23 protein-coding genes are annotated in these 25,981 nt (G+C 51.2%); 20 read left to right on the top strand and 3 right to left on the bottom strand.

Annotated features, from left to right (window positions below):
• The first annotated feature begins 113 nt into the window (after positions 1 to 113).
• From BMX91_RS10955 to BMX91_RS10885, 15 genes are all read left to right on the top strand, one after another.
• Positions 114 to 1,400: an adenylosuccinate synthase gene (locus tag BMX91_RS10955; RefSeq protein WP_092053829.1), complete on the top strand. Its 1,287-nt coding sequence runs from the start codon at positions 114 to 116 to the stop codon at positions 1,398 to 1,400.
• 573 nt (positions 1,401 to 1,973) lie between these two features.
• Positions 1,974 to 3,353 carry a peptidoglycan DD-metalloendopeptidase family protein gene (locus BMX91_RS10950; protein WP_177168358.1) on the top strand — a complete coding sequence of 460 codons (1,380 nt, stop codon included), beginning with the start codon at positions 1,974 to 1,976 and terminating at the stop codon, positions 3,351 to 3,353.
• A 277-nt stretch (positions 3,354 to 3,630) separates the two neighbouring features.
• Positions 3,631 to 4,338 carry a response regulator YycF gene (gene yycF / locus BMX91_RS10945; RefSeq protein ID WP_092053822.1) on the top strand — a complete coding sequence of 236 codons (708 nt, stop codon included), beginning with the start codon at positions 3,631 to 3,633 and terminating at the stop codon, positions 4,336 to 4,338.
• A gap of 6 nt (positions 4,339 to 4,344) precedes the next feature.
• On the top strand, positions 4,345 to 6,168 hold the full coding sequence (walK, locus tag BMX91_RS10940; RefSeq protein ID WP_092053817.1) for a cell wall metabolism sensor histidine kinase WalK: 1,824 nt from the start codon (positions 4,345 to 4,347) through the stop codon (positions 6,166 to 6,168).
• Entirely contained in the window at positions 6,159 to 7,487 is a 1,329-nt protein-coding gene (locus BMX91_RS10935) for a YycH family regulatory protein (RefSeq protein ID WP_092053813.1), read from the top strand. Before walK ends, BMX91_RS10935 begins: the two co-directional genes overlap by 10 nt.
• Entirely contained in the window at positions 7,474 to 8,286 is an 813-nt protein-coding gene (locus BMX91_RS10930) for a two-component system regulatory protein YycI (RefSeq protein ID WP_092053808.1), read from the top strand. The genes BMX91_RS10935 and BMX91_RS10930 overlap by 14 nt, the downstream gene beginning before the upstream one ends.
• Before the next feature lie 11 nt (positions 8,287 to 8,297).
• Positions 8,298 to 9,086 carry an MBL fold metallo-hydrolase gene (locus BMX91_RS10925; RefSeq protein ID WP_092053804.1) on the top strand — a complete coding sequence of 263 codons (789 nt, stop codon included), beginning with the start codon at positions 8,298 to 8,300 and terminating at the stop codon, positions 9,084 to 9,086.
• A gap of 122 nt (positions 9,087 to 9,208) precedes the next feature.
• Entirely contained in the window at positions 9,209 to 10,390 is a 1,182-nt protein-coding gene (locus BMX91_RS10920; protein ID WP_092053800.1) for a S1C family serine protease, read from the top strand.
• Positions 10,391 to 10,576: 186 nt separating this feature from the next.
• Entirely contained in the window at positions 10,577 to 10,768 is a 192-nt protein-coding gene (locus tag BMX91_RS10915) for a CxxH/CxxC protein (RefSeq protein WP_092053796.1), read from the top strand.
• 62 nt (positions 10,769 to 10,830) lie between these two features.
• On the top strand, positions 10,831 to 11,310 hold the full coding sequence (rlmH, locus tag BMX91_RS10910) for a 23S rRNA (pseudouridine(1915)-N(3))-methyltransferase RlmH (protein ID WP_092053792.1): 480 nt from the start codon (positions 10,831 to 10,833) through the stop codon (positions 11,308 to 11,310).
• Positions 11,311 to 11,416: 106 nt separating this feature from the next.
• Positions 11,417 to 12,376 carry a zinc-binding dehydrogenase gene (locus tag BMX91_RS10905; RefSeq protein WP_092053789.1) on the top strand — a complete coding sequence of 320 codons (960 nt, stop codon included), beginning with the start codon at positions 11,417 to 11,419 and terminating at the stop codon, positions 12,374 to 12,376.
• 168 nt (positions 12,377 to 12,544) lie between these two features.
• The gene (locus BMX91_RS10900; protein WP_008300401.1) at positions 12,545 to 12,739 is read left to right on the top strand and encodes a hypothetical protein; all 195 of its coding nucleotides are present in this window, start codon (positions 12,545 to 12,547) and stop codon (positions 12,737 to 12,739) included.
• Positions 12,740 to 12,908: 169 nt separating this feature from the next.
• Entirely contained in the window at positions 12,909 to 17,108 is a 4,200-nt protein-coding gene (locus BMX91_RS10895) for an RHS repeat protein (RefSeq protein WP_177168357.1), read from the top strand.
• The gene (locus tag BMX91_RS10890; RefSeq protein WP_008300396.1) at positions 17,083 to 17,721 is read left to right on the top strand and encodes a hypothetical protein; all 639 of its coding nucleotides are present in this window, start codon (positions 17,083 to 17,085) and stop codon (positions 17,719 to 17,721) included. Before BMX91_RS10895 ends, BMX91_RS10890 begins: the two co-directional genes overlap by 26 nt.
• Entirely contained in the window at positions 17,708 to 18,028 is a 321-nt protein-coding gene (locus tag BMX91_RS10885) for a ribonuclease E inhibitor RraB (RefSeq protein ID WP_008300395.1), read from the top strand. Before BMX91_RS10890 ends, BMX91_RS10885 begins: the two co-directional genes overlap by 14 nt.
• Positions 18,029 to 18,252: 224 nt before the next feature.
• Here BMX91_RS10885 and BMX91_RS16005 read toward each other — a convergent pair whose 3' ends face one another.
• Both BMX91_RS16005 and rluF read right to left on the bottom strand, forming a co-directional pair.
• Complete coding sequence (locus BMX91_RS16005; protein WP_322787464.1) at positions 18,253 to 18,645, bottom strand: hypothetical protein; 393 nt, start codon at positions 18,643 to 18,645, stop codon at positions 18,253 to 18,255.
• A 214-nt stretch (positions 18,646 to 18,859) separates the two neighbouring features.
• Positions 18,860 to 19,567: a 23S rRNA pseudouridine(2604) synthase RluF gene (rluF, locus tag BMX91_RS10875; RefSeq protein ID WP_092053782.1), complete on the bottom strand. Its 708-nt coding sequence runs from the start codon at positions 19,565 to 19,567 to the stop codon at positions 18,860 to 18,862.
• Between the two features lie 215 nt (positions 19,568 to 19,782).
• On the opposite strand from rluF, the gene BMX91_RS10870 reads away from it, so the two are divergent.
• Together BMX91_RS10870 and BMX91_RS10865 are read left to right on the top strand one after the other, a co-directional pair.
• Entirely contained in the window at positions 19,783 to 20,115 is a 333-nt protein-coding gene (locus BMX91_RS10870) for a DUF378 domain-containing protein (protein WP_092053778.1), read from the top strand.
• A 352-nt stretch (positions 20,116 to 20,467) separates the two neighbouring features.
• Positions 20,468 to 21,973 carry a malate:quinone oxidoreductase gene (locus BMX91_RS10865; protein WP_092053774.1) on the top strand — a complete coding sequence of 502 codons (1,506 nt, stop codon included), beginning with the start codon at positions 20,468 to 20,470 and terminating at the stop codon, positions 21,971 to 21,973.
• Positions 21,974 to 22,014: 41 nt separating this feature from the next.
• On the opposite strand, the gene BMX91_RS10860 is transcribed toward BMX91_RS10865, so the two are convergent.
• Complete coding sequence (locus tag BMX91_RS10860) at positions 22,015 to 22,554, bottom strand: ECF transporter S component (protein ID WP_092053769.1); 540 nt, start codon at positions 22,552 to 22,554, stop codon at positions 22,015 to 22,017.
• 182 nt (positions 22,555 to 22,736) lie between these two features.
• Between BMX91_RS10860 and BMX91_RS10855 the strand changes: the two genes are divergently transcribed.
• The 3 genes from BMX91_RS10855 to pstC all read left to right on the top strand — a co-directional run bounded on the left by BMX91_RS10855 (position 22,737) and on the right by pstC (position 25,945).
• Positions 22,737 to 23,498: an SDR family oxidoreductase gene (locus BMX91_RS10855; protein WP_092053766.1), complete on the top strand. Its 762-nt coding sequence runs from the start codon at positions 22,737 to 22,739 to the stop codon at positions 23,496 to 23,498.
• 413 nt (positions 23,499 to 23,911) lie between these two features.
• Entirely contained in the window at positions 23,912 to 24,913 is a 1,002-nt protein-coding gene (locus BMX91_RS10850) for a PstS family phosphate ABC transporter substrate-binding protein (protein ID WP_092053762.1), read from the top strand.
• Between the two features lie 84 nt (positions 24,914 to 24,997).
• Complete coding sequence (pstC, locus tag BMX91_RS10845; RefSeq protein ID WP_092053758.1) at positions 24,998 to 25,945, top strand: phosphate ABC transporter permease subunit PstC; 948 nt, start codon at positions 24,998 to 25,000, stop codon at positions 25,943 to 25,945.
• Positions 25,946 to 25,981: the final 36 nt, after the last annotated feature.

Raw genomic sequence — 25,981 nt, 5'->3', positions numbered from 1 at the left:
TGGAGTGCATCTGTGCGTTCGGGTTTTTCTTGACCCGTTACCGGATCATTGGTACACTATATCTGTTTGAAATCGGACGTGAACAACAGGCCGTCCATCGGAGGTGCAGATCTATGCCATCAGTGGTGGTAGTCGGAACGCAGTGGGGAGACGAAGGAAAAGGGAAGATCACCGATTTCCTGTCGGAAAACTCGGAGGTCATCTCCCGTTATCAGGGCGGAAACAACGCAGGCCATACGATCATTTTCGGCGGAGAGACGTATAAGCTTCACCTGATTCCGTCGGGAATTTTCTACAAGGATAAAATTTCGGTTATCGGCAACGGGATGGTTGTCGACCCGAAGGCGCTTGTCACCGAGCTGGAAGGGCTCCATGCCCGCGGAGTCGAGACGGAGAACCTCCGCATCTCGAACCGGGCGCACGTCATCCTGCCCTACCACATCAAGCTGGATGAAGTCGAGGAACTCCGCAAGGGAGACAACAAGATCGGCACGACCGGAAAGGGAATCGGTCCGGCCTATATGGACAAGGCCGGACGGATCGGCATCCGGATCGCCGACCTTCTTGATAAGGAAGTCTTCGAAGAGAAGCTGACCCGTAACCTCAAGGAGAAAAACCGTCTTCTTGAGAAGTTCTATGAGACGGAAGGCTTCAAAGTGGAAGATATCCTCGACGAGTACTACGAGTACGGGCAGAAGATCGCACAGTATGTGACGGATACATCGAAAGTGCTGAACGATGCATTGGACGACGGCCGCCGTGTCCTCTTCGAAGGCGCGCAGGGCGTCATGCTCGACATCGACCAGGGGACGTACCCGTTTGTCACCTCGTCGAACCCGGTTGCCGGCGGTGTCACGATCGGCGCAGGTGTCGGCCCGACGAAAATCGACCATGTTGTCGGTGTCTGCAAGGCTTACACGTCACGTGTCGGCGATGGGCCGTTCCCGACTGAACTGTTCGATGAAGTCGGCGACCGCATCCGTGAAGTGGGCAAGGAATACGGCACGACAACGGGCCGTCCGCGCCGCATCGGCTGGTTCGACAGTGTTGTCGTCCGCCATGCGCGCCGTGTGAGCGGGCTGACCGATCTGACGGTTAACTCCATCGATGTTCTGACAGGTCTGGATACCGTCAAGATCTGCACAGCCTATCGCTATAAAGGCGAGCTGATCACCGAATACCCGGCGAACCTCCGGGTGCTGGACGACTGCGAGCCGGTCTATGAAGAGATGCCGGGTTGGAGCCAGGATATCACGGGTGTTCGTTCTCTTGACGAGCTTCCGGAGAATGCACGCCATTATCTGGAGCGGATCGCTCAGCTGACAGGCGTCCAGATCTCCATCTTCTCGGTCGGTCCTGACCGCACGCAGACCAATATCATCAAGAGCGTCTGGCGCTAAGGCTATATAAAGAGAAAGACTGGTTTTCGCTACAGGCCGACCAAAGCGGAGCTTTGGTCACAGACCCCGTTCTTCGTGACGGCGCCCGCAAGCCCGCGGACGGCCCGCAAGCCTCCTCGGACTTCGTCCTGCGGGGTCTCGCCTGGCCCGCTGTTCCCGCAGGAGTCTCGGGCCCTCCGCTACAATCAGGTAATCGTGTTATTTCAGCAGCCGCCGCTCTCCATTCCGGAGAGCGGTTTTTGCCGTTTCTTGCATGAGCAGAAGGAAATTGGCACCTTATCAGCTTTGATTTGTTCGTTACGCTTGTCATTTCACCGAAATAATAGACGAATATTCTGGAATGTCCACTGGGTATTGGGTCCCGTTTTACATTTGCATTACAAACGACCCATATTTCTTGTTCCTATATATATGAACTGTTAAAGTAGCTAAGGCTGAGATTATAAATACAGAGATATAGATAGAGAAACCTAGAAAGGACAAGGGAATGAGATGACAGGAAACACAGATAATACCCGAGGAAATTCTCCATCCACTGGACGGAAGAGGACGGGGAAAATCAGGAAAGTTTCGTTGGCTGTACTTATGGGATCCCTTCTCTTCACCGGGACGGGCTTCGCAAAGGAAAGCCTGCATGATCAGTATCATGTTTATGAGAATGGTGAATATATCGGGACCGTCAAAAGCCCGGAAGTCGTCAACCATGCGGTGGATGAGAAAAAGGCCGAGGCTGAAGCAGCCCACGAAGACCTTGATCTGGTCGTTGGCAGGGACCTGAATGTCGTTAAAGAGAAAGTGTTCGGAAATCCCGAAACGGCAGATGAGGAAACCGTAAAGGAAACCCTGGGAGAGTCACTTGCCGTCGAAGCGCAGTCGGTCGCTGTCCGAATAGGTGATGAAACCTTGTTTCACCTGAAGGATACCGGGGCATTCGAACGGGTGATCCGCGGCGTCAAGCTGACCCATATGACAGAGGAAGAACTGGACGGCTATGAAGCCGCACGGGAAGACGGCGATTTTCCGGAGCCTGAAGCAGGACAGACAGTGGTGACGGATCTGTCCCTGAAAGCTGATCTTCAGGCCAAGGAGGTTTATACCGCTCCGGATAACATCATGACGGAAGAGGAGGCACTCGACCTTCTGCTTTCCGGAAGACCTGTCGAGCAGGACTACACAGCTGCAGAAGGCGATACTCCCGGATCGGTCGCAGAAATGCACGGCATGGATCTGGAGCAGCTCATTGAACTGAATCCGGAAATGGATCAACAGGCTGATCTCGTTCCGGGTGATTCCGTGAAAATCCTCGTTGACGAACCGTACGTGGAGGTCACAGTGTCGCGGAAACACAAGGAAGCCACCGCGATCGCCCACAAGAAGGTCGCTAAAGATGACCCGAACATTCTGAAGGGCCAGAATAAGGTTTCCCAGGCCGGAAAAGACGGCAGGAAAGAGATGCTGACGGTCACTGAGACAGTGAACGGGAAGAAAATGTCCGAGGAAGTGCTTGAAGACAAAGTTGTCGAGGAACCGGTGGATGAAATTATCCTGAACGGCACAAAAGCCGTGCCTGGCGCTGCCACAGGGCACTTTGCATGGCCTGCGCAGGGCGGGTATATCTCGAGCAAGAAGGGGCCTCGCTGGGGCCGCCAGCACAACGGTATTGACATCGCCCGCCCGTCTGGTAAGGACATCCTTGCATCTGACGCGGGAACCGTCAAGGCGACCGGTCCTCAAGGAGGATTCGGAAACCGGGTCGTCGTCGACCACGGAAACGGCTATACGACACTGTATGCCCACCTATCGTCGATCAGCGTCAAACCGGGCCAAAAGCTTCTCCAAGGCCAGAAACTTGGCGTAATGGGCAACACAGGAAATTCCACCGGCGTGCATCTTCACTTCGAAGTGCGCAAAAACGGGGAACTCATCAATCCGCTAACTGTGCTAAAGCGGTAATCGTATTGGAGGACGGCAGGCCGGGGGGCCTGCCGTTTTTTTAAGACTAAATATTTCACGGCATATTCTCGGGAAATATGTCGTCCGGAGGCGATTATTGCCCGGGAAATAAGGCAATTATTTCCCGGATTCGACAGATGCTGCACCGCTTACCGTAATTCATTCCGGAGGGTATATAAATAGGTTGAGACCTGCACCGCAAAGATGCGGAACTTGCAATCTCGTGATAGCATAAAGGAAACGGGCATTGACCTGATAACGAGAAGGGAAGACCATCATGGACAAGACGATTCTTGTAGTGGATGATGAAAAGCCAATTGCGGACATCCTCCAGTTCAATCTGAAAAAAGAGGGCTATAACGTCATTACGGCATATGACGGTGAAGAGGCGCTGGCAAAAGTTGAAGAAACCGTGCCTGATCTTGCGCTGCTCGATATCATGCTGCCCAAGAAGGATGGCATGGAAGTATGCCGTGAATTGCGCAAGAAATATGATTTCCCGATCATCATGCTGACAGCGAAGGACTCCGAAATCGACAAGGTCCTCGGACTTGAGCTCGGAGCGGATGACTATGTCACCAAGCCGTTCAGTACCCGCGAGCTGATCGCGCGCGTGAAAGCCAATATGCGGCGCCATCAGGCCGCTCCGGCTGATACGGAAGAGGAAGTGTCCAATGACATTACCATCGGACATCTGACGATCCAGCCTGACGCGTACCTCGTCCAGAAGCGCGGCGAGCAGATCGAGCTCACGCACAGGGAATTCGAACTGCTTCACTATTTATCAAAGCACATTGGCCAGGTGATGACGCGTGAACACCTGCTCCAGACAGTCTGGGGCTACGACTACTTCGGGGATGTTCGGACCGTCGACGTGACGATCCGCCGTCTCCGCGAGAAAATCGAGGACAGCCCGAGCCATCCGGCATGGATTGTGACAAGGCGCGGTGTTGGCTATTACCTGAGAAATCCGGAACAGGAGTAACCTTTGATGCAGAAAGTCAGCTTTTTCCGGTCCATTCATCTGAAGTTTGTTCTGATGTACGTTCTTCTCATCCTGATCGCGATGCAGATCATCGGTATCTACTTTGCCCAGGAACTCGAGAAGACGCTGAAGGAAAACTTCGAGGAATCTATCGAGGACCGGGTGAACCTCCTGGTATTCAGTGTCAGGGAGGAATTGACACGGCAAAGGACCGAGGAAGACCCCTCCCCGGAGGAGAGTCTCCATACGGTCCTTTCCGGTTTTTCCTCCGATGATATTATCGAAGTGAGAGTCATCGACTCCAAGATGCGGATTCTCGCCACATCGGAATATGAAAACCAGCATCTTGTCAACCAGCGAACAGCGGACGAACTCGTCCGGAATTCTATCCAGTCAGGTACCCAATTCAGCAAAACCTACTTGGATGAACCTTCACAGCGCCGGATTTGGGGGCTGGCAATGCCGGTTGTTTCCGGTGACGAAGTAATCGCATCCGTGTACATCCAGTCGGACATTGAGAAGGTATTCGGCCAGATCAACGACATCAACCAGATCCTTGCCGGCGGGACTGCTTTTTCCCTCGGGATCACCGTGATCCTGGGCATCCTCCTTGCCCAGACGATCACCCGCCCGATCGCCGACATGACCAAGCAGGCGAGCGCCATGGCAAAAGGGAACTTCGCCCGGAAGGTACGGGTATACGGCCAGGATGAGATCGGTGACCTGGCGAAGGCGTTCAACCATCTGACGACAAGACTCCAGGAAGCACAGTCCTCGACGGAGTCCGAGCGGAGGAAGCTGGCGTCTGTCCTGTCCAATATGACCGACGGAGTTATTTCGACTGACCGGAAAGGGCGCATCATCCTGATCAACGACACGGCGCTCGATATGCTGGGCGTCCCGCGCGAACATGTGCTGAACCGTCCTGTGCCGGCCGTGCTCGGACTTGAGCAGGAACAAACTTTTGAGGACCTCGTCGATATGCAGGATCCGATCACGATCGACTTCAGCAACGAGGAGGGGCCCTATATCCTGCGGGCGAATTTCTCCGTGATCCAGAAGGAAACCGGGTTTGTGAACGGCCTGATCGTTGTCCTGCATGATATCACCGAGCAGGAGAAAATCGAGATGGAGCGCCGGGAATTCGTTTCCAACGTGTCGCATGAGCTGCGCACCCCGCTCACCTCGATGAGGAGCTATCTCGAGGCGCTGGCTGACGGCGCGTGGAAAGACGAGGAGATCGCACCTTCCTTCCTGCACGTCACACAGACCGAGACGGAGCGGATGATCCGCCTCGTCACGGATCTTCTGCAGCTGTCACGAATGGATAGCCGAGAGTATGAGCTGAACACCGACATCGTCGACTTTGTGAAGTTCTTCCACCGGATCATCGACCGGTTCGAGCTCATGAAATCCAACGACGTCCAGTTCGTCAGGCTGATTCCGCCTGGACCGCTGTATACAGAGCTCGACATGGACAAGATGACCCAAGTCATCGACAACATCATCTCCAATGCCTTGAAGTACTCACCGGACGGAGGCAATGTCCGGTTTACCGTCCAGGCGGAGGATGACCATATCAAAATAGCCGTCTCCGACGAAGGGATGGGTATTCCGGAATCAAATGTGAAGCGGATTTTCGAGCGGTTCTACCGCGCCGACAAGGCCCGTTCACGCGCAATGGGCGGCACGGGGCTGGGACTTGCCATCGCCAAGGAAATGATCCAGGCACACGGCGGCCATATCTGGGCGGAGAGTGAGGAAGGCAAAGGCACGACGATCTTCTTCACGCTTCCATTCGAGGTTGAAGAGGCGGGTGAATGGGATTGAAATATATAGAGCCTATCAAGACGGCAGTACTCATTCTGCTCATTCTTCTGAGCATCACGCTGACATTCTCGATCTGGACATTCAGGCCAAATTACCAGCCGATCGAACAGGCGCCGGCCGTAGAGGTCACCATCGCGGAGAAACTGAAGCTGAGTGATGTCATTCTTCCGTATAAGCTGATTGCCAACTCCGGGGACCGAATGACCGGCACCACGGATAGAGAGAACATTAAAACGATGGTGGACTTCATGTCGACATGGTCGTTCAGAAATCTGCAGGAAGCTGACCCGGAAGTGACCATTGACGAAGTGGACAGCATCGTCAATCATCCGGAAAGCATGACGCTCTTTTTCCGGTCCCCCATACCGTTCGGAGTCGCGGACAATCTGTTCCGATTCAGCGAGCCGGTAACGAATGAAGCGAGCTTCAGCCGAATTGTCATCGAAACAGATTCGGACAGAGGCCTCGTCCACTTTATCGGAAGGGAAGGCGGGCGCAGATTCACCGCCCAGGCATCAGAGATAGACGAGGAACGGCTGAAAAGTCTGACGGCCGGGGCGGAAGCGTTTGAGCCGTATGCCGCGGTGGAGCGGGAGGAAGCCCTGAATCTTTATGTGCCGGCGGAAAGCAAGCCGATCAGCAACCTGACCTTTATCCAGCAGCAGCAGGAGGTCAGCCCGTCCGAGTTCAAGGATGCGCTCTTCCCCGACCCGAGTCTTGTCGAGCGGGAGAGGTCCGGCGAGCACAAGGAAATCTATTATGACATCGAACGCCAGATGACTGTCGACACGCAGCTGAGGACATTGAGTTTCACAGACACGAAGGCCGAGAGCCAGGGCGTCTCGATACCGAGTGAGCTGCTTCTCGACAGTCTGGATTATGTCAACGGCCATAGCGGCTGGACTAATGAATTTGTCCTTTCCTACATGGATCCGATCCGCAAGCTGATCAAATACCAGCTGATCGTCGATGGTTATCCCGTCTTTAGCGATAAGACGATGACATGGACCGATATCACCCAAGTTTGGGGTGACGGCAGGGTTGTCCGCTACTCACGTCCCTATTACGTGCTGGCGAATCCTTTGCCTGAGGAGACTGAAAAAGTCCTTCTGCCGGGGACGGATGTGGCGGAAAAACTCCGTGCCGAAGAAAGTGTCGACTTCGCCGAAGTCGGGGAGATTGTCCGTGGCTACGATCTCCGCCGAGATGATGCGAATAACACGTACACGCTGGAACCGGCTTGGTTCTACGAGGAAGACGGGGAATGGCAATCCGTGAAGAAAGCCGGAACGGGAGGTGGCATGGGTGGACTGGAATAAGACAAAGACAATTTTCATCGTCGTATTCGCCATCCTGAACGTCTTCCTGTTCTCGCTGTATATGAACCGGATCAATGGGTTCGACAAGCTGGAAGTGCTCGGGAAAGACAGCATTGAAGACCGTCTGAGCGGGGATGATATCACCTACGGAGAACTCCCGGAGATCAAGATGGCATCTAATGTTTCCGGCGAACTGGAGCCGGTCGATCCCGCAGAATTGAGGGAGCTGTCCGGCCAAACCCCCCGGATCATTGACGAACATAGGCTCGTTTCCGAGCTGGACGAGCCTTTCAGTCTGGAGGACGGCGACGGCAAGCTGAGCTTTAAAGATTTCCTGGAGAAGTACGTGCCGCAGGGCGAGGACTATACACTTTGGGAAATTGATCAGGAAAAGCGGACAGCGACTTTCTTCCAGAAGTATGACGGCAGCACAATCTATTACAATGAAAATTCGACACTGATTGTACAGTGGAACGAAGACCGGGAAGCCACCGGCTACGAGCAGACGATGGTCCACAATCTGGTGGAGTTTGATGTGGAGAAAGATCTTTATTCGCCAATTCAGGCGATCAATGCGCTGTACCGGTCGTCCGGTGTCCTGAAACCCGGTTCCAATATCACCGATGTGGAATTAGGCTACTCGCCGATTGTCCAGCTTACCCAGACACAGGTGTTTGCACCGACCTGGCATATTCATATAGAATTGGAAGATGGCACATCGGCTGACCACTTCGTCAACGCAGTGGACGGCAAGGTTCTCGATAAACTTTCCGAACCAGTCATCAAAGAAGAACAGTAGGAGGCCGAAACGTGAGATTCAGTGTATTGGCCAGCGGCAGTACAGGAAATTCCATTTATATAGAAAATGACGAACATGCCTTTCTTGTGGATGCGGGGCTGAGCGCCAAAAAGCTCGAGGGACTCCTCGGGGGAATCGGCCGCAGCATGAAACAGATCGACGGCATCTTCGTCACCCATGAACACAGCGACCATATCAGGGGCCTGGGTGTGGCTGCCAGAAAGTACGGCGTGCCTGTGTACGCCAACGAAAAGACATGGAAAGCGATGGACGGCCTGGTAGGCGAAATTCCGTCCGATCAGCGTTTCATGTTTGACATGGAAACGGTCAAGTCATTCGGCAGCCTCGACATCCAGTCGTTCGCGGTTTCACATGATGCAGCGGACCCGATGTTTTATGTGTTTCATGACGGCGGCCGAAAGCTTGCCCTCATCACAGATACAGGCTACGTGAGCGACCGGATGAAAGGCTGGATCTCCGGTTCTGACGCTTTCGTCTTTGAGAGCAACCACGACGTCGGTATGCTCCAGATGGGGCGCTATCCATGGAATGTGAAGCGGCGTATCCTGAGCGATGTCGGCCACGTGTCCAATGAGGATGCCGCGGTCGCCATGAGCGAGGTCGTGGAGCAGAAAGAGACACGCATCTACCTTTCCCACTTGTCGAAGGACAATAATATGAAGGACCTGGCAAGAATGAGTGTGGCGCAGACGCTTGAAACCTGCGGCATCCGGCCCGGCGAATTCGTGCATCTGTATGACACCGATGCCGAAGCACCGACCGAACTGGTCATGGTCTGAATCGGATCCGTCCCGTTATGGGGCGGGTTTTTTGTGTTCGTCAGACGTATCTGATCCTGCTGTGTTCGATTTCCTCCAATCGGGTAGATTAACCGTATATGTGATAAGAGAGGATGAATCGGATGACGACTATGGAACCGGGAAGGCGGAGACTGCGTTTTGCGGGTACGGCAGGCATCCTGTCGGCGGCTCTGCTCCTGCAGGGCTGTCTTGCTCCCGAACAGAAAGCGGATGGCGAAGAAAACAATATTAATACCGTAGCGGATACAGAGTCGGCAGAAGGAGACGGAAGCGGAAATGGCAACGCGGCGCCCGACACGGCGCTTAAACTGCAGGATGGCATCGTCGGGGCAGTCGAGGAGGCATCCGCCGCTGTTGTCGGGGTGACCAATCTCCAGACAGCGGGGAATTACTGGACAGGCTCCGAAGAAACGGTCCCGGCCGGAGTCGGTTCCGGGGTCATCTATAAGAAGGAAGGCGGCAAAGCGTATGTCGTGACGAACAATCATGTTGTCGAGGGAGCGTCACAGATTGAAATCACACTTGAAGATGGCACAAAAGTTGCCGCCAGGCTGCTTGGAGCGGATATTTGGACCGATCTGGCAGTTGTCGAAATGGAAGATGCCGCCGTTCAGGATGTGATCGAATTCGGTGATTCCGATAAGCTGAAGCGCGGACAGACTGCAATCGCCATCGGGAACCCGCTTGGCCTGGGCTTTTCCGGTTCGGTGACAGTCGGCGTCATCTCAGGAAAGGAGCGGTCCATTCCGGTTGATCTGAATGGTGACCAGTCGGTAGACTGGAACGCCGAAGTCCTTCAGACAGACGCCGCCATCAACCCGGGCAACTCCGGTGGCGCGCTTGTCGACCTGAACGGCCAACTGATCGGAATCAACTCGATGAAGATTGCGGAAGCATCGGTCGAAGGGATTGGCCTGGCCATCCCGATCAATTCCGCGGTGCCGATCATCGAGGACCTGGAACAGCACGGAGAGGTCCGCCGTCCTCAGATGGGTGTCACCCTGTTTGATCTGATGGATATCCCGGCTGTTTATCAGCAACAGGAACTGAACCTTCCGGAAGATGTGACGGAAGGCGTCGTCGTCGACCAGGTGATGCAAGGCTCCCCGGCACAGGAAGCGGGACTCCGCCAATATGATGTGATCACGGCGATGGACGGTGAACGCATCGCGAATTTGATCGATTTGAGGAAGTACTTGTATAATGAGGTGAAACAGGGAGACACGGTTGAGCTCGAGGTCTACAGGGGCGGAGAAGCAAAGGATATCGAGATCAATTTCTAGCAACTTGCAACTAAATAACTGAAATTTTGGTCTAGTGTTACAAATATAACTATCCACAAGGGGCAGCTCGGGAAGATTTCAACCGGCTGCCTGTGTTTTTTGGAGGAATAATTGCAATTGTCCACTAATGTGGATAACTATATGCAAATGTTTATAACTTTCTGGAGGGTGAAAGGAGGATTTTAAATGGAAACGGTCACAAAAAAAGCTTGCGAAACCCATGTATACCGGGCTTTGGACGAAGTCACTGCCGAAACGGAAGCATTCCCGATCATGGAAACCATGAACAAAGGAGAGGAGTTATCCACATCCTGTGATTTTTGCCAACAGGCTGCAGTATATGTGGTATCGAACATGCAGTCGCCCCCCATATCTTGATTTCAGCTGTGGATATGTGCATAATTCCTGTGTACAACCGATTTGATAAAGGTGGACAAGCTGTGAATATTACAATTGTTACAGTCGGAAAGCTCAAAGAAAAGTATCTTAAAATGGGTATCGAAGAGTATGAAAAACGGCTGCGTTCCTATGCGAAAATCCAGTTGGCTGAAGTACCGGACGAAAAAGCACCCGAGCAGCTGAGTGACGCGGAGATGGAAATGGTGAAGAAAAAAGAGGGAGAACGGATCCTGTCGAAGATCCCTGCGGATGCGCATGTCATCGCACTCGCCATCGAAGGAAAGCAACGCTCATCGGAAGAGCTTGCGGCAAACCTTGAATCCCTCATGACCTACGGCAAGAGCAAAGTCATATTTATCATTGGCGGCTCCCTCGGCCTGCATGATGAAGTCCTCAAGCGTGCCGACGATAAGCTCAGCTTCTCCAAAATGACCTTCCCCCACCAGCTGATGAAACTGGTGCTGATGGAGCAGGTCTATAGAGCATTCCGGATTATGAAGAATGAGCCATACCATAAATAATTGCGATTTCATGAAAATCAAGCCTAAGACGTAAGCGTTGACTCATAAATCATGACACTGCTATATTTAGTTTGAATTAAAGACAATATAAAAAGGTGGAGAGATCATGAAAGGTTGGCAATTCACTAAAACACATGAACCACTTCAACTCGTAGAACTAGAAGATCCCAAGGCGGCTCCAGGACGTGTAGTGATTGATACGAAGGCAGTAGGTTTATGCCATTCTGATGTCGGGTCTCTAGAGGATGAGGGCTGGATGGCATTGATGGATGCACCAGTCATTATGGGCCATGAGAATGCCGGCGTCATATCTGAAGTAGGCGAAGGTGTGACTGATTTTAAGGTAGGGGATCGTGTCGCCATATGCCCGACCGGGCCATCTGGAACAGCTCCAGGATATGTTTATGATGGTGGTTTCGGGACCAAGATTCATGCGCCTGCAGAAGATTTAGTCCGTGTTCCAGATGAACTTTCCATGGAAATGGCTGCTTCAGCGACGGATGCGGGAATGACTTCATACTCCGCTTTGTTTAATGTAGGACAAGCAAAACCAGGCATGAACATTGCCTTGATTGGTATTGGCGGACTGGGTCAAATTGCACTGCAGGCGGCTATAGCCAAAGGAATCAAGAATATTTACGCTGCAGATGTGAGTGAAAAAGCACGTGAACTGGCCAAGGAAATCGGGGCTGTAGAAGTGGTATCCGATATTAAAGATCTGGCAGACAAAGACCTTGACCTGATTGTGGACTATGCAGGATTTGGAGTGACCACTTCAGATGCACTGGAGGTAGTCAAACCAGGTGGAACGGTTGTGTTGGTAGGTATGGGGAAACTGGAAACTACAATCAACACGACTTCATTTATCACAGGTGCCAAGAGATTGCTGGCGAATGTGGGCGGGACACCTCAGGATATCGCGGATATTTATGAATTGATGGCTGCAGGCAAACTGAATCCAAAACTCACGAAGATTAAATTTGAGGATATCCCTGAAGGCATTGAGAAACTAAAAGCCGGAGAAGTACAAGGCCGTTTAGTAGCTGTGTATGACGGGGATGAATAAATAAGGTAAATTAAAAGTCTCATGACATTGCTCATGAGACTTTTAATTATAAAAGATGTAGCTGCCAGACTAAAATGGGCAGATCCTGCTTGATCGAATTGAATACTGCCTGCCCAGTTCACCCATGATGAGCTTTAACAAATAGGCAATTAAAAAGGATGTGATGAGATGCGATACAGCAAAACCGTCATGACAAAACTGATCAACCAGCACCGCGATTTGCATGATGAACTAAAGAAGATCAAAGTTGAAATGGGCCTGGAGAAAAACTTGGCCATCAAAGCGCTGTATCATTCAGCCGTAGCGGATGATGGCCCGTATATGAAGGAATACCAAGCTTTGGATCGCCAGCACGGGGAGTAAAGGCAGGCGGCCAAAAGAAATGATCATCGGATTTGTCCCTTTGACTGGACAAGGATCCGATGATCATTTTGTTTATTACGCCATTACCATTCTTTCGGCTCGTAATCCAGCTCTCTGAATAATGCAGTCCGTTCTTTTTTGGATGACCTATGAAACAAGCGGGCATGTAATGGAATTGTCGCTTGTTACCGAAGAAATAGATGAAAAACAATTTAGTGAACCGCAGGAAGTCCTCCCGGTTATTGAAGAGAATCAATTGACGGCGGAAGAAGTATTTCCAAATGTCACAATGGAATACATTGTAGACGAACTGATCCGGACGTCTTCGGGCTATGAACTGCGTGATACATCCGAAACAGTGAGGTACTTCGATCATTCGGGCCGTCTTTATGAGATCAAAGACGAAAAAGGGAACCAGGTGCTTTATACATTCGATGGCTCCTCAACACGCATTACAAAAATCACTGAGAAGACAGGCGCCTCGGTGCGAAGCATCGAACTGACTTATGATGTCAACGGCCGGCTGGATACAGTTAAGGATTTCAAAAACACTCCGGTAAAGTTTGCTTACGCAACCGTCAACAATCAGCCAGTCCTTCAAAAGATCACATTTGCGGTCGGAACGACTGCCGAGAAAACAGTCGAATTCGGCTATGATCCGACGACTGCCCGCCTGACTTCTGTTAAGGATGCCAACGGGAACACCGGCAAGATCGAATATGACAAAGTAAATAACCGGGTCACCAAACTGATTGACCCGAGAAGCTCATCCATCTATTCACAGCTGATTTATGCAAACCAAAAAACCACCTATGTGGATTCAAAAGGGAATAAGACGGAGTATACGTATTCAATTCCGGAAGCCCGCACAGTCAATGTGACGCAGATCATTGAAAATGCCGGCGGAGCCAATCAGAGCACCACTAAGTATGAGTGGAAAAACAACCTGCTTGAAAAGGAATATGAGCCGGATAAAGACACGGGTGCCGCTGCGACGGCCACAACCATCACTCAATACGACAGCAAGGGAAATGTCACCGGTGCTTCCACAACCGGCAACCAATCGTTTACCCAGACAATTGATGCCAAAAACAATGTGGTCAGTTCGAAGGAGTCCAGCGGTATCTTCGAAAACAATATATACGATGCCGTCAGCAATCTGATCTCCAGCACAACCAACTTTAACCTGACCGATTATAGCCAGTATGACAAGTTCGGCAACGTTACCCGGAGCGTTAGCCCAACCCGCGACATTTATAACCGGCTGGCCAACAGCCAGTTTGAAACTGCCGATGCTTCCGGGCTGCCTTCCGGATGGATACGTTTTTCAGCGTCCAATGCGGGCAGCCACACATTGTCAACCGACAGTAAGTTCGGCCAGAAAGCTGCGCAAATCAGCTTGTCCGGAACCGGAGATGCGGGTTACTTTAGACAGCAATTCAAGGTAGACCCTGCAGAATCCCAGCGGATCTACACTGTCTCAGCTCGTGTGAAGACGATTAATCTGACAGGTGAAGGCGCCCGTATCCGGATTTATCCGCTGGATAGTGCCAATGTCAACCTTAAAAACACTGACGGTTCCATCTATCAGGAGATGAGCGCCCCGCTGACTGGGACAACTGATTGGACAGAACTGTCCAAGACCGTCACTTTACCGGCAGGGACTGCAGCGGTTCGTGTGGACTTGCTGGCAAAGGGCCAGGGTACGGCACTGTTTGATGGGGTTCAGGCAGTTTACGGCACGACACTGCCGGAATACTCCGCCAATGAAAACACCGGTTTTGAAGCAGGGGCTTCTGCTTCCTTAGACGGCTGGACCTTGAATAACTTAGGGACAGGAGACGGTCCAAGTACTGTCGTCAAACAGTCGGGCGCTTCCAGTGTGCGTGTTACCGGCAATGGAACCCAGCGTTATGCGGGCCAGTATGTCGAAGTGAAGGGGAAGCAAAATGATCCGATTACATTCTCCGGCTGGGCGAACACGACAAGTGCCGCGGCCGCAGGGGATCTGAAGCTCCGGCTCTGGCTCACTTATACCGACGGAACTTCTGCTTCGTTCGACCTTCCGTTCATGAGCGGCAGCCATGCCCACAACAAGTGGCAGTTCGCCAAAAATACGATCCGTGCACCGAAAGACTTTAAACAGGCCAAAATCTATGCCATCTACAGCAAGACCTCCGGATATGCCTATTTTGACAACATCAAAGTCGAGCCGACCGGCTCTTCCGTAGGGAAGACATACGATGCAAATGGCGTCAACATGACATCGGAGACAGATGCTTTCGGCAACACGACCACCTATGTCTACGACGCAAACGGCAACGAGACGAAAGTCACCGATGCGGAAAACCGGGTGAAAGATCGTCAATACGACCCGATGAACCGGGTCACTTCGGTCAGCCTGGGCCCGACGAAAGGCATCCAGACGACCTATTCCTATGACAAGCAAGGCAATCTGCTCTCAAGGATTGATCCTCGCGGCAACAAAACATCGTTCTCCTATAATGCCATTAATGAGGTAGAGCGAGAGACGGACCCGCTCGGGAAGTTCTATAGATACGAATACGATGGCGAAGCCAATGTCACAAAAATCGAGCGTGGCCAAAACACCACAGTCTCTTCCACGGTGACATTCGGCTATGATGCAAAAAATAACGAAGTGACCAAATCTGTCAACGGCGCGAAGCTTTATGACAAGACTTATTTCAAAAACAATCTTCTGAAGTCCATCTTGACGCCGGCCGACGGCACCTATACATTCGACTATGATTCAAGCCAGCGCTTGACCAAAGCCGTGTCGCCGGGGTATACAATCGAAAACATCTATGAAACAGCGTCGAGCAATCCGGCGAACGGGCTGAGGACCAGCTTTAAGGAAACACTTGGCACCAGCGTCTTTACAACGCGCTATGCCTACGACGGCAGTCAGCGTCTGACGACGCTGACTGCGCCGGACAACACAGCATACAACTACTTCTTCAATGAGAGAAGCCAGCCGGTCCGGCAGGAAAGTCCGAATGTTGTCCAGCTTCACGAATTTGATGAAGACGGGCAGCTCACCGCCCAGACGGTTCTTGGCCAGTCCTCTGTCCAATATCGCTACAGCTATGACCGAAGCGGACAAGTCATTTCATACGCAGCAGGCAACAAGACCCACCGGTACACGTATGACGAGTACAATCGGCTTGTGAAGTGGCACAATGGTTCAAAGGAGACTTCCTACCGCTACGACATTGCGGGCAATCTGGAGAATCCGCAAGGCCGCACCCTGTCCTTCAACACAGCGAACGAAGTGGCTGGCTTCACCTATGACTCGGAAGGCAACCTGTTGGACGACGGACGACTTACCTATACATGGGACGGCCTTGGCCAACTCGTATCCTCGACCGACCAGGCCACTGGAAGTCAGGTCCGCTACACGTATCATCCGGACGGCCTCAGGAAGACAAAGATCGTAGGAAGTACGATCCACCGTTATCACTATGACGGATCACAGCTCGTCCGCATCACAGACTCTAGCGGACGCACCGTTTGGGCCTTCACTTGGAATGCCAGCAAGCTCATCCAGGTGACGAACGCGGCAGGGGAGACCTTCGAAGCCGTCACAAACCACCGGGGCGACGTTGTTCGTCTTCTTGACAAGGCAGGGAACACAGTCGCCGAGTACGATTATGACCCGTGGGGCAACCTGGTCTCTCCTGAGCCATCCGACTCGCGCGTGAAAGGCCAGCCAATCCGCTATGCCGGCTACGTGTATGATACGGAAATGAAGCTCTACTACCTGCAAGCCCGATACTACGATCCAGCCACTTCCCGTTTCGTTTCTCGTGATCCTGATCCAGGAGACGAAGATGACCCTGCTACGATGAACGGCTATACCTATGCGGATGGGAACCCGGTCACGAAAATTGATCCAGATGGGCATTTTGCACAGTTTATTCCTATAGCAATTGCAGGCTATCGAGTATATAAAGCTTACAAGACCTATAAGAAGGTTAAGGGTCTTACTAAGGTTACCAATAAGACAGGTACCTATGTAATCTCCTATAGTAACGGTTATAAATACATTGGGAAGGGAAGCTTGAAAAGAGCGAGAAAGTCCGCAAAGCAACATCAAAAGAAAGACGGCGCGAAAATTAATACCATTGCATGGAGACCAGCTAAAAATTCAAGACAAGCTTTCATAAGAGAATATAAATTAATGAAAAAAATGGTTTCTATTCAAATGTGGCAAGAAACAAAAAATCAAACAGGCACAAACTATATAACCAAATTAATAGTCCAGGGAGAAAATATCACAAAAGGGATTATGGTAGATATTAAAATACGTTGGAGTGAGTTGAATGTGGCAAGACTTAACCCTGATTAATGCAGATATTCCAAGTGAAATTTTCTATGGTGCAGATTTGAATGCTGAGAAAGCATATCATCCGAATTTTGAGGGAATTAAATATATACATCTTTATTCTTATAAAAAGAAAGAAAACAAATCCAGTAACTTTTTTAAATTTAATCAGTTTGAAAATCTGCTTAGCTTGGAACTAGTCCTTACAAATGTCACAGAATTTAATGATTTTAAAGGATGTCACTCATTGAAACGGCTTGGCCTTTGGCGAAATCGGAACCTACAATCATTCGAAGGTATCAGTGATCTTTCCAATCATCTTGAGGTATTAATTATCCAATACGCCAGGAAACTCAAAGTGGACGAAGAGCTATTTCAGATGAAGGAACTAAAAACATTGAGCCTTGTAGGAATCAGCCCACTTGAGAGCCTGGATTTTTTAAAACACTTTCCTAAACTTGAGAAGTTCGTCTTCGTGGACACGGATGTACTGAACGGAGACATGACACCACTTCTTGAACACCCGACCCTTCGTTATGCGGGCTATCTCGATAAACGGCATTACAACGTGAAAAGTGATGAGATGGAACGACTGCTTAAAGAAAAGAATGGAGGGATTTCAGGTGTTTCCAAATGATGACGATGGACTGGTTTTGCAAATGTTAAAGGACGAAGGTATTGATTTTAGCATTCCTCAGCCCCTAGATTTTGCAATATCCTGTCCCGACAAGCGAAGCGCAAAGAAAATCCTAAAAGCGCTCAAAAGAGAAGGTTTTACGGCCGAAATAGAAGAGGATGAAGGTGAGTGGAGTTGCTATGCCTTTGTTGTAACGCATCTCGACTACGACACGATTGTGGAGATTCAGGAACGCCTTCATCAGCTCGCCACACCTTTTGACGGTCAATCAGACGGATGGGGCGTTATGGTTGTACCAGAGGATTAACCCCCTAAGATTACGGAGTGTTCATTCCGGTTTATGAAGCAACACAGGAAGAGTACGGAGTGCCATGGAACCTTCTTTCGGCCCATCATCGGGTGGAAACCCGATTCTCGACAATTGAGCCGATGATCTCTCCCGTAGGGGCTACCGGGCATATGCAGTTCATGCCGTGTACCTGGGTCGGTTGGTCGCATCCGACATGTTCGGGATTAGGGAAGGGAGATATTTCACAATCTGAGTTGACCAGTAGCGCTGCTATAGCGCGATAGGGCGGTTACGGAGTCGATGGTGACGGCGATGGAAAGGCTGATCCGAATAATCTGGAGGATGCAGTTTTTGCAGCAGCCAAGTACCTGGCTGCGAATGGCGCCTCGGAAGGCCGGATCCGTGATGCAGTCTTCGCCTATAATCATGCGGATTGGTATGTAGAAGAAGTAATGGGCTTTGCAGATTCCTATGTAAAGGGCTACGTGGCCATTGGAGGAACGGAAGGGCTTAGCGGAGTTGAAGTGGTGGATGTCGGTCAAAAATGGATCGGCAACTCCCAATACATTTTCGGCGGAGGGAGAAACCAGAGTGATATCGCAAGGGGCAGATTCGACTGTTCCAGCTTTGTTCACTGGGCTTTCGCCCGATTGTAGCGGAGGGCCTGAGACACCTGCAGGAAAAGCGTTAACCGAAGACCCCGCAGAGCGGAGCTCGAGGAGGCTGAGGCAACGCCCGCGGTAGCGAGGGCCCGCAGCGGAAATCTAAAGGCGCAAAAAAATAAAATGATCATCGGATCTGTCCCTTTGACTGGACAAGAATCCGATGATCATTTTATGTTCTATGCCATTACCATTCTTTCGGCTCGTAATCCAGCTCTCTGAATAATGCCGTCTTTTCTTTTTTGGACAGGTCTCTCCATTGTCCGGGAGGAAGGTTGCCCAGATGGATATTCATGATCCGGATTCTCTGCAGCCGGTACACTTCATATCCCAACGCCTCGCACATGCGGCGGATCTGACGGTTCAGCCCTTGTGTCAAAATGATTTTGAAATCGTATTTTGATAATTGTTCCGTTTTGCACGGAAGTGTTTTGGTCCCCAGTATCTTGACGCCCTCTTCCATGTTCTTCAGGAATTCAGGGTTGATCGGTTTATCTACTGAAACGATGTATTCTTTTTCATGCCTGTTTTCGGAGCGGAGGATTTCATTGACGATATCGCCATCATTCGTAAGAAGAATCAGGCCCTCCGAATCTTTATCAAGGCGACCGATATTAAACACTCTTAATGGATGGTTGACCAGATCGACAATATTTCCTTTAACACTCTTTTCAGTTGTACTCGTAATGCCTACCGGTTTATTCAGGGCAAGATAGACATTGTTTCTTGCTACACGGACAGGGTTCCCGTCCACCCGGACATCATCACCGGGTTCGACTTGGGTGCCGATCGAGACACGTTTGCCGTTGATCGTCACCCGTCCTTCTTCAATGAGCCTATCGGCACCCCGTCTGGATGTTTTTCCCGATTCACTGATGTATTTATTGATCCGCATGTGTGCACATCCTTTATCAGAGGATTGTTTGGTTTGATGCTTACTATACGTTGTTTTACGGGTGAATCACAAATTTTGATTATAGAGCCGTCCTGAGAAACGGCTCGCAAGTGGACCAGTTCAAATCATTTGAGTACCTCTCTTCACGATTAAATATGTATTAAAAATGGGTTTCGGTAAAGGATAAATACGAATCAGGAAGGAGGATTTAAAGTATGAGCATGCTTTCACGGATTGCGCTGGCTCTCCTCATTATCGGCGGCATAAACTGGGGATTGATTGGGTTGTTTCAGTTTGATTTAGTTGCAAGCTTGTTTGGCGGTCAAGATGCATTCTTATCGAGAGTCGTTTATGGTCTTGTCGGGATCAGTGCCCTGATCTGTATCGGTCTGTTGTTTAAGCCGAGCGAAGAGATGGACACCATGGATAACATTGACCGGCCATCGAGAATCTCCAATCAGGATTTGCGCACAGAATTCGGTGAGGAGCCCGATTTCAGTAAAGAGCGGGACAGTGAGTTAAAAAAGGACAACCGTAACAACGATTGATTGTTATCATCAACACTGCTTGGCTTCGCGCAGAATGTAGGGTGCGTCCGCGTTAATGCGATCTCATCGGCTTTCATCCGTATCATGCGGATGAAAGCCTTTTCTATTCTGTACAGTTGAATGCTATTTCAGGCGGTGTGTTCCTTGTTCAGCCCGAGAGGCCTGATTTGACACACAAAAAAGGTATAATTGTACTGTATGCAATCGGCAGTAAATAGGAAAGTCAATTGTCGAACTATGTTATAATGAAGATTGAGAATAAACCTAAATGTGTTCCCGGCCGGTGCCTGTTGGTCACCGGAGCAGGAGCTCTGTTATTAAATTATAAATCCAGGGGATAAGGAAGGTTGTCATGAGCAGCATGCAAAAGCAGACAGATGTGATTTTGATCGGTGCCGGTATCATGAGCGCGACTTTGGGATCCTTGCTGAAAGAGCTCTCGCCGGACATGAAGATCAAGGTGTTTGAGAAACTGGATAAACCGGGGGAAGAAAGCTCCAATGAATGGAACAACGCAGGCACAGGCCACTCTGCCCTGTGCGAGCTGAACTATACGCCCCAGAAAGAAGACGGTACAGTCGAGACGAAGAAAGCGGTCCGCGTCAACGAGCAGTTCCAGCTTTCCCGTCAGTTCTGGGCACACCTGGTCAAGAACAATCTGATCCAGGATCCTGAGAAGTTCATCATGCCGCTTCCGCATATCAGCTTTGTAGAAGGCGAGGACAATGTGTCTTTCCTGAAAAAGCGTTATGAAGCGTTGTCCGGCAATCCGCTGTTCGGGGGAATGGAATTCAGCGACTCTCCGGAGACGCTGAAGGAATGGATTCCTCTGATGATGGAAGGCCGCGATGTCAACGAGCCGATTGCGGCAACGAAAATCGACTCCGGCACAGACGTTAACTTCGGCGAACTGACACGTGTCCTTATCGATCACCTGCAGCGCCAGGAAGTATCGGTCGATTACCGCCACAGTGTCGAGGATATCCGCCGTTCCGGCGACAAATGGGAAGTAAAGGTCCGTGACCTCGATGGCAACAAGCTGGAGTACCACACTGCGAAGTTCGTCTTTATCGGCGCGGGCGGCGGCAGTCTTCACCTGCTCCAAAAAACAGGCATTCCTGAATCCAAGCATATCGGCGGCTTCCCTGTAAGCGGACTGTTCCTCGTCTGCAACAATCCAGAAGTCATCGAGCAGCACCGCTCGAAAGTATACGGCAAGGCCAAGGTCGGCGCGCCGCCGATGTCTGTGCCTCACCTTGACACCCGCTATATCGACGGCAAGCGCTCCCTTCTCTTCGGGCCTTACGCAGGCTTCTCGCCGAAGTTCCTGAAGACAGGTTCCTATCTTGACCTCGTCAAGTCCGTGAAGCCGAACAACCTGCTGACGATGCTGTCCGCAGGCGCGAAAGAACTGAAGCTGACGAAGTACCTGATTGAGCAGCTCATGCTGAACCAGGAACAGCGCATCGATGTGTTGCGTGAGTTCATTCCCAACGCGAAAAGCGAGGATTGGGATGTTGTCATCGCCGGCCAGCGTGTCCAGGTTATCAAAGACACCGAGCAAGGCGGCAAGGGCACACTTCAGTTCGGAACAGAAGTCGTAACGGCACAGGATGGATCGGTCGCGGCGCTTCTTGGCGCATCCCCGGGTGCATCCACCGCGGTCCATGTCATGCTCGAAATCCTCGAGCGCTGCTTCCCTGAGCAGTACGGCGAATGGGAACCGAAGATCAAGGAAATGGTTCCTTCCTACGGCATTTCACTCTCGGAGAATCCGGAAGTGTTCGAGAAAGTCCATTCGGAAACGGCCGAAGTGCTCGGCCTGAATGAAAACGAAAAAGAAGCTGTCCATAACTGATCATAGAAAAAGCGCTGTTCCGCATGGAACAGCGCTTTTTGTTATTTAAAAGCCGGGACTTTCTTGAGTGCGATACACACCGGAATCGCAACGATCAGGCCGACAACGTTCTGGGTGATGTTGCCCGGGATCGAGGCAGCCGGAATGATCCAGTTGCTGAACAGGACGGCTTCACACAGGTAGTAGCCCGCCAGCATGAACGGCAGCGAGACAATCGCTGCAATCGTATTGAAGACCGGGCTTTTGCCTTCACGGCCGCCGGACCATGCAATTTTCCCGACGATGTAGCCCTGCAGGCCACGCGTAAGCAGTGTGAACGGAGCCCACAGCGTCCAGCCGGAGACGAGGTCGAAGAGTCCCATCCCGACGCCGCCTGCGATCGCGCCCTTTTTTGGACCAAACAGAATGGAAGAAATGAATAGCATGGCCGTGCCGAGATGGACGAGCCCGCCGTTCGCGGTGATTGGAAGCTTGATGTTGAGCAGCAGCGTTGCGGTAAAGACAAGCGCAATGAGCATGCCGGAGATGATCATATCGTATGTTTTGTTCCGTGTGACGGAAACCGGATGTGTTTTCTGCATGATGACCCCTTCTTTTCTGAAAGATATGATTTATCATACCGGATTGCTGGCTTATGAAAAGGTTCAATTTTGTGTAACTGGAAGGGGTCAGTTTGGAGGGAGCATGTTTAAAATGACTTTATAAAAAAAGGGTCGCTATAATGAAGAGAGAGTCAGAAGGATAAGAAGTGGAGGGGACAAATATGAAACTTGAAAACAAAGTGGCGGTCGTAACGGGAGCGGCATCCGGCATGGGGAAATCAATTGCAGAACTGTATGCCAGGGAAGGCGCGAAAGTCATCGTGGCGGATCTGAATCTGGAAGGTGCAGAGGCGGTCACGGAAGGCATCATCGCTCAGGGTGGCACAGCAAAAGCGGTGAGCGCGAACGTAGCCAACCAGGAAGACGTAGACGCCATGATCGATGCGGCCGTTTCCGAATACGGAACGCTGGACATCCTCGTCAACAACGCTGGCATCATGGACGGATTTGAAGCGGTCGGCGACATTCAGGACGAGCGCTGGGATATGATCTTCGACGTGAACACAAAAGGTGTCATGCGGGCTATGCGCAAGGCGATCCCTATCTTCCTCGAAAAAGAGTGGGGTGTCATCATCAACATCGCCTCGACGGGCGGCCTGAACGGTGCACACGCCGGAGCTGCCTACGGGGCATCCAAGCACGCGGTTGTCGGCCTAACGAAGAACACCGGTTATATGTATGCGGAGAAAGGCATCCGCTGCAACGCCATCGCACCGGGCGGCGTGGCGACAAACATCGCTTCCTCGATGCAGGGCTTCAATGAGTTCGGTGCTTCACGCACCAAGGCGGTTCAGGAAGTCATGCCGCGCATCGGCCGGCCGGATGAGATTGCCCGTGTCGCCCTCTTCCTCGCCTCTGATGAATCCAGCTTCGTCAACGGCACGGTCATCGTCGCGGACGGCGGATGGACTGCGGCATTCTGATATTGATGAAAAAAGACTGATTGCAAAGCTGATCAGTCTTTTTTCTATAATGGCTTCAAATAGGAGGTCGAATCAGTCTCATAGACCTGTATTCAATTCCATGAATATACGACTTTCTGACCGCGATTCTCCCTATTCCTCCTCATCCATATTTCCTGTTATGCAAAACCGGATTCCTAATTCGATAGTCTTATTCATTCTCTATTACGGCCCTTCTAAGGGCATAGAACGAATATCGGCCGGATTCCCGGAACGCCGTCATGCCGTCTTTCCTCGCACTCTGTTAACTTTGTAAATCCTCTTCATTTTCACCTTAACAAATCCTTTACAGTCTATTCATTTCCCCTCAATAACCCGCTGATAAAGTAGGGACTGTAAACAAAACGACTACGATTAACAGGGGGAACATTTACATGAAAAGCTGGAAACACTATCTCGGACTCACTGTCGTCTCATCAGCTCTGCTGCTTGGCGCATGCGGAAGCGACGCAGAAGAAGATGCAGCAACAGATGAAGCAACTGAAGAACAGGCAGCTGAAAGCGGCACGGCAAGCGAATCTGCAGATCAGTCTTCTGAAGAAGCAGTTGAAGGCCAAGTTTCCGGTGATGGCTCGAGTACAGTCGCGCCGGTCATGGAAGCCCTCGTCGAAGAATATGCAGCAAGCGGAACTGACGTCCAGGTAACCGTCGGTGTATCCGGTACGGGTGGCGGAATGGAGAAATTCATCGCAGGCGAGACTGACTTCTCGAACGCATCCCGTGAGATCAAAGACGAAGAAAAGCAGAAGCTTGAAGAAGCAGGCGTCGACTACACTGAATTCCTTCTCGCTTATGATGGCCTGACAGTGGTCGTCAACTCTGAGAACGACTGGGCAACGGAACTGACGGTTGAAGACCTGAAAAAGATCTGGGTTGAAGACGGTACAACCAAGAAATGGTCCGACATCAATCCGGAATGGCCTGAAGAAGAAATCGTCTTCTACTCCCCTGGTACAGACTCCGGTACGTATGACTACTTCAACGAAGTCATCCTTGAAGAAGAAGACATGGTCCAGGACGCAACACTCTCTGAAGACGACAACGTCCTCGTACAGGGCGTACAGGGTGACAAGAACGCAATCGGCTTCTTTGGATACTCGTACTACGTGGCCAACCAGGACACAATCACAGCAGTTGCAATCGATGGTGTAGAACCAACGAACGAAACGATCGAGTCCGGTGAATACTCGCCGCTGTCCCGTCCGCTTTACACATACGTAAGCAACGAATCGCTCCAGAACGATGCAGCAACTTATGATTTCTTTGAGTTCGCACTGGAAAACGCCGGTGACATGGCTGAAGCAGTCGGCTATGTCAGCCTTCCACAGGAAGTTTCCGACGAACAGATTACAAAGCTTGAAGAATTCAAAAACTAAACTGACTTTAATCTCTCTGCAGGGAAAATGAGCGGCAATCCGCTGCTCATTTCTTTCTGCTTTCCAAATAAATGGAGGTAAATGATGGTAAATCCGACACCCCGGGAACGGGCATCCGTACAGGAACTTATCGCCAAAGCGGGAAACAACAAACGAAAAAAAGTCATCGAGAAAATCATCCCGATCATTCTCTTCATGATCGCTGGCGTCTCTGTGCTGACGACCATCGGAATTGTCGCGACACTGATCTTCGAGACGGTGACATTCTTCAGGCAAGTGCCGATCCTGTCGTTCATCTTCGGTACGGAATGGCTGCCGTTCTCCAATAAGGAGCCAAGATTCGGCATTCTGCCGCTGATTGTAGGCACGCTCAAGATCACACTGATTGCCGTGGTCGTCGCAGTGCCGATCGGCCTTGCAGCCGCGATCTACCTGAGCGAATATGCTTCAGATACCGCGCGCCGCATCATCAAGCCGGTTCTTGAGGTATTGGCGGGCGTTCCGACGATCGTCTATGGCTTCTTCGCCCTGACATTTGTGACTCCGGTTCTGCAGACGATCATTCCGGACCTGAAGATCTTCAATGCCCTCAGCCCCGGTATCGTGGTCGGATTTATGATCATCCCCATGATCGCTTCACTTTCCGAAGATGCGATGAGTGCCGTGCCTAACGCCATGCGGGAAGGGGCGCTTGCAATGGGCGCGACGAAATTCGAGGTCGCGATGAAGGTTGTCCTCCCTGCTGCCCTGTCCGGAATCCTCGCATCTGTCGTTCTGGCAACATCGCGCGCAATCGGAGAAACGATGATCGTATCGCTCGCAGGCGGTTCGACGCCGCGCTTCGATGCGGACTTCACGGGCTCCATCCAGACAATGACCGCTTATATCGTGCAGGTCTCCACAGGTGACGCAGGCTACGGCACGCCGATCTACTATTCGATCTACGCGGTCGGCTTCACACTGTTCCTCTTCACGCTCCTGATGAACTTCCTGGCGAACCGCATTACGAAACGATTCAGGGAGGCGTACTGATATGAGAATCACCGAACAGCAGCCCGGCGCTAACAA

Origin of the sequence: Bhargavaea ginsengi (assembly GCF_900109165.1) — a bacterium.
GTDB classification, from domain to species: domain Bacteria; phylum Bacillota; class Bacilli; order Bacillales_A; family Planococcaceae; genus Bhargavaea; species Bhargavaea ginsengi.
This window is presented reverse-complemented; position numbering and strand designations above follow the sequence as displayed.